The organism is Cytophaga sp., from assembly GCF_051961495.1.
Classification (GTDB): Bacteria; Bacteroidota; Bacteroidia; order Cytophagales; family Cytophagaceae; genus Cytophaga.
In genome coordinates, this window is sequence record NZ_JBQCDF010000127.1 from 1 (window position 1) to 4,098 (window position 4,098).

Below are 4,098 nucleotides of genomic sequence, written 5' to 3' on the forward strand. Positions count from 1 at the left end.
GACCATTACCTATACACCTGTACCATCGATCAATGCAGGTGTAGACCAGATCGTATGTTCTACTGAAATGCCAATAAATCTTTCAGCGACAGGTTCGCCTGCGGTATGGCAGCCAAGCGGTGGTACCTTTGCCAACCCGAATGCATTAACAACAACCTATACTCCTTCAGCGGGAGAGATCTCTGCCGGAACAGTAACCTTATCGATCAGCACGGTTCCAAGCGGCGCCTGTCCGACCAAGACAAGCCAGCTGACTATCACCATCCCTGCCGGTCCGATTGTAAATGTTGGCGCACCAGCCCAAACGATGTGCGGCAGTTTAAGTGCTTTCCAGCTAAATGGTGTGGTAACCAATGCAACGGGTGGTATCTGGACAACAAACGGCACAGGCAGTTTCTTACCTAATGCCAATACATTAAATGCAACATATCAGCCATCGGCAGCAGACAGAAGCAATGGCAGTGTTGTTTTGACATTGACTTCCACGGGGAACGGCTTATGTAAGCAGGTATCCAAATCACTGACCTTAACAATCACACCTGCAATTACCGTAAGTGCAGGTCCTAATCAGACGCTTTGTGCCGATGTAAGTGGTATTACCCTGAGTGGTACCATGGCCAATGCTACCGGCGTTCTCTGGTCAATCACCAGCGGTTCAGGATCGATTACTTCACCGACCAGTTTAAGTACTACTTATGTGCCGTCTTCTGGAGATATTACAGCTGGTACGGTTTCGTTGTTATTGACCTCAACAGGCAACAATGGTTGTCCTGCCGTTACCAGCCCGGTAACCTTTACACTTACACCGGCTCCTACCCTGAACCAGGGTGCTAACCAGACAATTTGCGGTGACTCTGCTTATGTGCAGCTGAATGCAGTTGTTACCGTTGCAACTGGTGTTAAATGGACAACAAACGGCACGGGTACTTTCTCTCCCAACAATGCAACATTGAATGCGAAGTATATTCCTTCTGCTGCCGATGTAACTTCCGGAAGTGTTACTCTTACAGCTACTACCACTGGAAACGGTACCTGTAATCCAATTGTAAAAAGCCTTACCGTTACAATCACGCCAGTTGTTACATTAACTGTTCCAACTACTCAAACGGTTTGTGAAAATAATTCTACAGTAAATTTAAATGCAGCAATAACAACTGCAACCGCAGTGAACTGGACAACAAACGGCACAGGTACTTTTGCCAGCCAGACTTCGCCGGTTACTACCTATAATCCATCAGCAAGTGACATTTCTTCTGGTCTGGTAACACTTACTGTTAAGACAACCGGAAACGGAACATGTAAAGTTAAAACAGCTCAGGTTCAGGTAACAATTAAACCAGCGCCGATAGTAGATGCAGGTTTACCTCAGAAAGTTTGTTCCAATGTTACTTCAGTATCATTATCCGGTAGCGTTTTAAATGCTGGCGGAGGTACATGGACAACAAACGGTTCCGGTACATTCGCGAATCCGAACGCTCCAATTACGACTTATGCACCATCGCAAGCAGACACAACAGCTGGTTCAGTAACGTTAACGCTTACATCAACCGGCAACGGAACATGTACTGCCGTTTCGAAAAGCGTTGTTATTTCATTTAAAAAACTACCGATTGTTGCTGCCGGGCCTGACCAAACGATTTGTGGTGACAGTGCTTATGTTCAATTAGCCGGTAAAGTAGTGAATGCTGGTGGTGGTGTTTGGACAAAAACAGGTACAGGAGCCTTCTTCCCGAGCACAATTGATCTGAATGCGGTTTACTCTCCTACTGCTGCTGATATAAAAGCCGGAACAGTGACATTAACACTGACATCAACTTCAAACGGCGAGTGTCCTGCTGTATCCAGCAGCTTAACAGTTACGATCACTCCTGCACCTAAAGTTACTGTAAGCGGAGACCAAACGGTTTGTGCTAACAATGCAGTAACAAGTGTTTCAGGTACGTTCTCAGTTTCATCAGCAATTAAATGGACGACTTCCGGTACCGGTACATTCAGTCCAAACAATACAACAACTTCTGTTACTTATACACCTTCTGCATTAGACAAATCTGCCGGACTGGTTGTATTAGCAATGACAACAACAGGTAACGGTACATGTAAGCCTGCACAAGGATTCATTACATTAACCATTACTCCTGCACCAACATTGACTGCAGGTTTTGATAAATCTATTTGTGCGGATAGTCTGGGTGTCCTGTTAAATGAAGCTGCTGTTACAACTGCTACAGGCGTTCTATGGTCAACAAACGGATCAGGTGTATTTGGCCCGAATGCAACTACTGTGCAGCCTACCTACTTCCCTTCTACTGCTGATATCACTGCAGGCAGCGTAAAATTAGCAGTAGTAACTACAGGTAATGGAAAATGTTTACCGGTAAGAGATACGATTCAGATTGCGATAACTCCTGCTCCGACAGTAACTGCCGGTACAGATATCGCAGTTTGTGCTGACACAAGCAGCATTCAATTGGCTGGCAATTCAACCGTTGCAGGTGGTGTAAAATGGACTACATCCGGATCAGGTATTTTCACTCCGAGTGCTACAATGAAAAATGCTGAGTATATACCTTCCAATGCAGATACGACAGCTAAAACAGTTACCTTGACATTAACGACAACAAACAATGGTACGTGTAAAGCTGTTTCTGATCAGGTAGTCATTACGATCGCACCAAAACCTGTTGTCAATGCAGGAACAGACAGGACGGTATGTGCCGATGTCGATCAGCTTTTAATGGGTGGTATTGTTAATAATGCTACCGGAGGAAACTGGTCAACGAACGGTACCGGGATATTCTCTCCTAGCAGTGGCTCATTGAATCCAAACTATACACCTTCCGCTTCTGACCTGACTGTAGGAACGGTTGTATTGACACTCGTCTCAACCGGTAATGGATTATGCCATGCTGTAAGCGATAACGTTATCGTTAAATTCAACCCGGTTGCAACAATTTCTGCAGGTAATAATCTCCAGGTATGTAATAGTGTTACTACAGTTAATATAAATGGTTCATCTACCAATACTTCAAATGTTAACTGGACTGTTATCTCTGGTGCTGGTACTGTATCAGCTCCTACAAGTCTGTCGACAGCCTATAATGTTTCCAACCCTGCCGATATCACAGCCGGAAGTGTAACATTGAGAATTACAGGTACGGCATTGAGTGGTTGTTCAAACGTTTCAGATGATGTAATAATCACATTCGTTGCGTCTCCTCCAATTGATGCAGGCCCTAGCAAAACAGTTTGTGATACTGACTTACCAATTCAGTTACAGGGGACAGGATCTACAGCTCAATGGTCAGGATATGCAGGCACATTCAGTCCGAATGATCAGACATTGAATGCATTGTATACACCTTCAGCAGGCGAGATTTCCGCAGGTACTGTTACACTGACATTGACAACAACAAACAATGGCGTATGCTCTGCTGCGGTTGATAATGTTACCTTTACTATTATTCCAGGTCCGGATGTAGATGCAGGTACAACAACACCAATCTGTTCAAACTCTGCTTCAATCAATCTGACTGGTACAAGCAATGGCATTAGTTCAACTGGGGTAACCTGGTCAACAGCCGGTTCCGGTACATTTACAAATGGAAACACGTTAACGCCAACTTATACTCCGTCTGCATCTGATAAAAATGGCGGAGACGTAATCTTAACAATTACTTCTACCGGTAATAACGCAGCATGTAAAGCAGCTACAGATACTGTTCACGTAATGATATCTCCGGCACCAACAATTGCTACAGGTTCTAACCAGACGGTTTGTGGGGATGCTACCACAGTTGATGTCAGTTCTACATTTACCAATGCAACCGGTGTTCAGTGGTCAAATGGAACTTCAAGCGGTTCATTTGTAAGTGCAACATCAGCCAAAACGAAATATAATGTAGCTGTACCGGCAGATACAACAGCAGGTACAATTACAGTAAATGTTCAGACAACAGGTCAAAATGTTGGATGTGCAGCTGCAACAGCTCAAATGACGATCAAATTCACAAAACTTCCGCAGGTGAATGCAGGCAGTCCTATAACAGTGTGTACCGATACAACTTCTGTACCGTTGAACGGTTCAATTGGTATTGCAAC

The 4,098-nt window shown here is 44.5% G+C and carries 1 protein-coding gene; it reads left to right on the forward strand.

Features of this window, described 5'->3' with window-relative positions; all coding sequences use genetic code 11:
* On the forward strand, positions 1–4,098 hold a 4,098-nt coding region (locus ACTHJT_RS06155; protein WP_440237124.1), incomplete at both ends, for a beta strand repeat-containing protein.